The sequence below is a fragment of the Microbispora sp. GKU 823 genome (genome assembly GCF_002027145.1).
Lineage (GTDB): Bacteria > Actinomycetota > Actinomycetes > Streptosporangiales > Streptosporangiaceae > Microbispora > Microbispora siamensis.
On the sequence record NZ_MWJN01000193.1, the window covers coordinates 1 to 6,324 of the forward strand.

The following is a 6,324-nucleotide window of genomic DNA, read 5'->3' on the forward strand; positions in this document are numbered from 1 at the left end:
CAGGACTGGTTGAACAGCGAAAGGGTCAAGGTGGAGTGGTATTCCCCGGCGGCGACGTCGACGGGGGTGCGCAGGGCGAGGTCGGCGTTGACCTTCGAGGTGCCGATCTCGTCGGAGGAGTTGGCGGTGGAGACCAGCAGCTCCTGGCCCTGCAGACCCACGGTGGGGGCGCCGGTGCCGTCGGAGACGACACTGGAGACCGGCTCACCGGCCGAGACCGCCCCGGTGGAGGAGTCGGTCAGCAGGCGCGGCTTCCAGCCGAGGTATTCGGGGCCGATGGTCTTGGCCGGGTCGTCGGTGGCGACGAACTGGCTGGCCTGGCCGACGACGGCCCAGTACTCCCCGGCGGGGATGTCTTCGGGCTTGCGGGTGTCGCTGACCGTGACGGTGGGCAGGGTGCCGGTGAACTGGCGGGCGGCGGCGTTGGACCCGTTTTCCTGCAGGGAGACGCCGTTGTTGTCGGCCACCGTCATCGACAGCTGGCCGGGGGTGGTGGTGGGCGTGATGTTGACCGACACGTCGATGCCGCTGCCGCTGCCGGTGCCGGGGTCGTCGTCGGCCAGCGCGGGACCGGCCACGCCGACGCCGGCGAGCGCGATGCCGAGCACGGACGCGGCGAGTATCTGGGTGGTCCTGTTGATTCTCATGTTCGCTCCATCTATGGGGGGCGGGGCCGCCGGCTGGTCGGCCGGCCGGCCCCGGTTGTGCTATGGCGATGTCCCCGGCCGGTGGACCGTGGTCACCGCCGGTGCGGTCAGCCGCAGCTGAGCGCGGTGTAGTTGGCGTCGTAGGACGAGGTGACCTGCTTGCCGTCGATCGTCGCGGTGCCGGTCACGGTGACCTTGCCCGCGTCGATCTTGGTGGTGCGCGTGTTGAACGACTGGTAGGCCTGCTTGCCCGGGGCCACATCGGCCACGGTCTTGTTGCCGTACGGAGTCGTCAGTGTCACCGTCGCCGGCGCGTCACCGTTGTTGACGGCCGTGACCGCCAGGTACACCGAGGTGCCGATGCAGCGCGGCGCGGCCGTCACAGTGAGCTTGACCTGCGAGGACGCCGGGGAGATCGTCAGCGTGAGCGTCTTGGCCTCCTCGGCGTTGCCCGCCTTGTCCGTCGAGCGGTAGGCCAGCGTGTGCTGCCCCTCGCCGCTGACCTTGACCGGCTCGGTGTAGGCGGTCCAGTCACCACCGTCGAGCTTGTACTCGGTCTTGGCGACCCCGCTGCCGCCGGTCTCGTCCACGGCCTTCAGCGTGACCGTGACCGGACCGGTGAACGAGCCGTTCTCCGGCTGGGACGGGTCGGTCGTCGCCGTCGTCACCGGAGCGGTCTTGTCCTCACTTCCCGCCTTGATCAGCTTGAAGTAGTCGAACTTGACCGTCTTGGACGCGCCCTGGTTGGTGCCGATGGTGTAGACGCCGATCTTCGACGCGTTCGCCACGGCGCTGTTCTTCACCACGGCGGTCGTGCCGTTGGTGGCCAGGTCGGTCCAGGTGGTGCCGTCGGAGGAGTAGGAGCCGGTGAAGCTGTCTCCCACCTTCTTCAGGCGCAGCCAGTACGGGCCGGCGCCGAGGCCGTTGACCTGCGGCTGCGGGTTCTGCACGGTCCCGGCGACCTCGCTACGCAGCTCGATCGTCCGCGCCACCGTCGACCCTGCGGCGTTGGTGGTCAGGAAGTCGAACTTCACGTAGTTGTCGTCGTCGCCGTACACCATAAGGCCGCCCTGCTGGTACTGCTCGCTGAGGGCCGAGCCGTCGACCTTGGTCTCCAGCGTCCAGTCACCGCTCGGCGCCTTCTGCAGGATGAAGTTCTTCGGGTCGCTGTTGGTCGTCCCGTAGATGTCACCCTTCGTGGTGTCGAGCTCCAGGTTGCCGTTGCTCACCCGCGCAGCCGTCGCGTCGTAGCGCACGATCGAGTTCCAGCGGCAGTTGTCCAGCGTGGTGCCGTTGAAGTCGTCGTCCGGCGTCGGCGGGGTCGCCTTGTCGTCCGGCGTGATCTGGAACCAGTCGAAGGCCGCGTCCACCACCGGGTGGTTGGCCCCGGCCAGCGAGATCAGGCCGATCTTCGGGTTGGTGATCCCGGCGAGCGGCTTGGTCTCCGGCATCGCGGTGAAGTTGGTGCCGTCCGAGGAGTAGTGGGCGGTGATGTTGGTGCCGTCGCTGATGAACCGCACGTACACCGTGTCGGGGTAGGCGTCCCCGAGGTTGGCCGTGTTGCTCTGCGACACCTCGTTCGGGGCGCCCTTGTCCTCACGGATGAACTGGAAGATGCGGCTGGCGTGGTCGGAACCCGAGGTCGACCGCGCCTGGAGCACCATCTTGGCGTAGTTGTCGTCGTCGCCGTAGATGACCAGGCCCGCCTGCTGGTACGCGTCGCGCGCGTTCAGCGTGAGCTTGGCCGTGGCCGTCCAGGCGCCCGACGGAGCCGGCTGCACGACGATGTTCGGCGTGTTGTTGGTCGTCTGGTAGATGTCGGTGGCCGAGGTCGGGATGACGAGCTTGCCGTCGGCGACCCTGAGGTCCTGGTTCTCCCGGATGACCGACCAGCGGTCACGGTCGAGCTGGTTGCCCAGGAAGTCGTCGGAACGGCCGCTGAAGCACACCGTGGCCGGGGCGTCCACCTTGACCTGCACCGTGGCGGTGCCGGCCGCGCCCTTGGCGTCGGTCACCGTCAGCGTGGCGGTGTAGGTGCCCGGCGCGGTGTAGGTGTAGCTCGCGTTGGCCGTGGTCGGCTGCGGTGCGCCGTTCACCCCGAAGTCCCACTTGTAGGTGAGCGGGGTGTCACCGTCGGGGTCGCTGGCGGTTGAGGTGAAGTCCACCTTCAGCGGCGCGACACCCGTGGTCGCGCTGGCCGCCACCGACACCGTCGGACGCTGGTTCTCCGTCGCGCCCTTGCCGATGAAGTCGACCCAGTTGAAGTTGAGCAGGAAGGCGTCGTTGGCCGCGCTCGCCGGCTTGCGCACGACGAAGTACAGCGGGCCGCTCGTGACCGGCGGGTTGGTCAGGTTCAGCGTGACGTCCTTGAACGTCTGCCAGCCGCCCGTGCCTGCCACGTCGACGGAGCCGACCAGCGTCCCGTTCTCCGGGTTGCCCTGCCGGACCTGGATGGTCCCGCCGGTGGTGTTCGACGCGACGCGGAACCGGATCGCGGAGACGTTCGACAGGTTCACCGGGTCGAACGACCACCAGTCGCCGTCCTGGATGTTCCCGATGTTCTGGTTGCCGCCCGCGGTGTCGGTCGTGGTCTCGATCGTGACGCCCGCGGCGTCGGTGCCCTTGCCGTCGGCGACCCGGCCGGTCTGCGAGAAGTGCTCGGCCTGCTTGCGCTTGGGCTCCAGGATGACCTGGCCCCGCCCGGTCAGCGGCTTGGCACCACCGGCGCCACCGTCGGTGTAGCTGGCCTCGATCGCGTAGAAGAGGTTGTCGTACTCGCCGTGGCCCGCCTGCTGGGTCTGCAGGGTGCCCTCACAGCCCTTGAGCTGGTCGAGCGGGTGGCCGTGGCTGTCGTGGCCGAGGATCGCCTGGATCTGGACCTTGTCGCAGTCGATCGTGCCGTCCTCGGGGTCGGTGACGGTGACCTTGAACTTCACCTGGTCGCCGAACTCGAAGAAGGCGCCGTTCGGCGGGACGTCCACGGTGACGGTGGGACGGGTGTTGCCCGCGTTGATCGCCACACTCGCCTTACCGGACAGGCCGTCGGCGTTCGTCACGGTGAGAACCGCGTTGTACTCGCCGGCCGTGGTGTAGGTGAAGGTGGGGCTGGCGTCGGTGGAGTCGGTCTTGCCGTCACCGTCGAGGTCCCAGGCGTAGGTGATCGCCTTGCCGTCCGGGTCCCGCGAGCCGTCGCTGCTGAACTTGACGCTCAGCGGCACCGGGCCGTCGGTCTTGTCCGCGCTGGCGCGGGCCACAGGGGGACGGACGCCCTTGACGTAGTCGACGCGGTAGATGCCCGAGTCGGCGTTGTCGCCGCCGAAGCCCGAACCCCACTCGATCAGGTACAGAGCGCCGTCGGGACCGAACTTCATGTCCATGGGCTTCTTGAAGCTCAGGGTGTTGAGAATCCGGTTCATCTCGACGAGCTTGGTGCCGTCCTCGTTGAGCTGGAACGACCACAGCGCGTTGTTGTTCCACTCACCGAAGACCGCCTTGCCGTCCCAGTACGCCGGCCACTTGGTCGTCGACTGGAGGTCGGCGTTGTAGCGGTAGACCGGGCCGCCCATCGGCGCGCCACCGGTCAACTCCGGGAAGTTGTTGGGGTCGGAGGCGTAGTGGTACCAGACCGTCGCCGGGATGACCGGCGGCAGGTTGGTCAGACCGTCGTTGTTCGGCGAGTCGTTGACCGGAGCCGCGCAGTTGAACGCCGACCCCGACGTCTTGGTCGCGAAGTTGTAGTCGATGTAGGGGGAGTTGTTGCCGATGCAGTACGGCCAGCCGTAGTTGCCCGGCTTGGAGATGAGGTTCCACTCCACCGTGTTCTGCGGGCCACGCGTGGCGCTGGCGGCGTTGGCGTCCGGGCCGTACTCACCGAGCATGATGTTGCCGGTCTTGGGGTCCAGCCCGATCCGGAACGGGTTGCGGAAGCCCATGCCGTAGATCTCGGGCTTGGTCTTGGCCGTGCCCGGGGCGAACAGGTTGCCCGCCGGGATGGTGTAGGTGCCGTCCGGCTCGGGGTGGATCCGCAGCAGCTTGCCGCTCAGGCTGTTGGTGTTGCCCGCGGAGCGCTGGGCGTCCCAGTTGGCCCGGCCCGACTGCTCGTCAATCGGCGCGTAGCCGTCGGAGGCGAAGGGGTTGGTGTTGTCGCCCGTGCCCAGCCACAGGTTGCCGGTCTTGGGGTCCATCACCAGGCCGCCGCCGTGGTGGCAGCACTCGGCCCGCTGCACCGGCACGTCGAGGATCTTCTTCTCGCTCGCCAGATCCACGGTGTCACCGGTGACCGTGAAGCGGCTCAGCCGGTCCACGTTCGCCGACCCGGACGGCGAGTAGTACAGGTAGATCCACTTGTTGGTGTCGAACCCGGGGTCCAGCGCCATGCCGAGCAGACCGCTCTCGTTGGCGGTGAACACATTCAGGTGCGCCGCCGTGACGGTGCCACCCTCCGGCTTGACGATCTTGACGTCGCCCAGCCGGTCGATGTAGAAGACCCGGCCGTCCTTGGCCACGTCCAGCATCATCGGGTTGGAGGTGTTGTCGTCGAGGGTGGTCTTCTCGAAGCTGCTGCTCTGCGACGCCGAGCAGTCGGCCTTCTCGGCGCCCGCGGCGGTCTTGATACCGCCGAGGAGCAGCTTGAGGAAGTTCGCCTCGCTGTAGTTCTCCTTCAGGTGGCCGAGGCCGGTGTACCACGAGCGGCCACCGTCGAAGTCCTGACACCAGGTGTTGGGGTGGTCGGCGCCCATCGTGGCGCCGGAGTAGGACTTCTCGTCCATCGACGTCAGCACGTGGACCGTGCCACGCGGATTGGTCTGGTAGTCGTACCACTCGTCGGTACGGGTCCAGGTCGTCGGCAGGCCCTTGGTCGACGGGTGCGCCGGGTCCTCGACCTTGACCGTGGCCTGCTGGATCGCCGGGTGCTGCTTGAAGTAGGCCCCGACGAGCTTGCCGTACCAGGACCAGTTGTAGCCGCTGTCGGCGGCGGCGTGGACGCCTACGAAGCCGCCGCCCTTCTGGATGTAGCGCTGGAAGGCGTCCTTCTGGTCCTGGGTGCCCAGCGGGTCACCGGTCGTGGACATGAAGACCACGGCCTGGTACTGCGCCAGGTTCTCGTCCGTGAACTTGGTGCTGTCCTCGGTCGTGTCGACCGCGAAGTTGTTCTCCTGGCCGAGCTTCTGCACGGCCGCGATGCCCTCGGGGATCGAGTCGTGCCGGAAACCGGTCGTCTTGGAGAAGACGAGCACCTTGAAGTCGGGTGCCGCCGCGGCCGTGGCGGCCTCGGCGCTCGCGGGCGCCGCGAGGAGCGTGATGACGGGCGCGACGAGGGCCAGGGCCATCGTCGCCGCGGTTCGACGTCTCGGACGTCCCTTTTCTGGCAGGGCCGTGTTGAACGGCCTGGCCCACGTTCGATGACGTGGTGACATGGAAGACCCTTCCTGACTGGGGGGAGGTCAGGCAAGGCGCGCGCCGCCGCGCTTGTTGCCGCTTACTTGCGTTGGATACCGGGGGTGCTGGAGAGGTGCCGTCTCCAGGTCTGTGGGGCCGTCAATAGGCTGACGGCCGGGGTAATGAATCCATGATCGTGGTCGGGTCGTCGATGATCTGGCTGACCACCATGCTCGCGGCGCCGCGGGACGCGGCGCCGAAGCCGAGCGTCGAGGCGACGAATCGGCACTGGGCCGCG

The 6,324-nt window shown here is 67.8% G+C and carries 2 protein-coding genes; both read right to left on the minus strand.

Going from position 1 to position 6,324, the window contains the following annotated elements:
* On the minus strand, positions 1 to 647 hold a 647-nt coding region (locus tag B1L11_RS43640), incomplete at its 3' end, for a hypothetical protein (protein WP_143737982.1).
* A 107-nt stretch (positions 648 to 754) separates the two neighbouring features.
* A complete protein-coding gene (locus tag B1L11_RS43645; RefSeq protein ID WP_179155597.1) occupies positions 755 to 5,977 on the minus strand; it encodes a ThuA domain-containing protein in 5,223 nt (1,740 codons plus the stop codon).
* Between the last annotated feature and the right edge of the window lie 347 nt (positions 5,978 to 6,324).